General features: G+C 53.7%; 1 protein-coding gene. It reads left to right on the forward strand.

All coding sequences use genetic code 11. The features are described from left to right. Positions 1-108: 108 nt before the first annotated feature. Positions 109-300, forward strand: a 192-nt coding sequence (locus tag VJI93_RS08630; protein WP_324009294.1) for a hypothetical protein, incomplete at its 3' end; no start/stop codon positions are given.

Raw genomic sequence — 300 nt, forward strand, 5'->3', positions numbered from 1 at the left:
CTGGTGGCTCAGGCTAATGCAGCCACTGCTGAGACTCGTCGTCTGCAGGGACTAGCTGCACAGCTGGGAGGTATTGCTGATCGGCAGCATGGCATGACGGGTACGCCTATGCAGCTGACTGAAAAAACTAAGAAGCCTAAGAAGATCTCGGACAACATCAATCGTACTGAGGACGTCATCGCTGAGGCCCAGAAGTATGCAGAGATGATCCAGATGCTTGCCAAGGGCCCGCAAGAGCTAGCTCTGGTAGATGATCTCTACAAGGCACGTGATCTCCTCCGTGACATGAACGAGAAGCAG

Source organism: Parvimonas sp. M20 (assembly GCF_035282425.1).
Classification (GTDB): Bacteria; Bacillota; Clostridia; order Tissierellales; family Peptoniphilaceae; genus Parvimonas.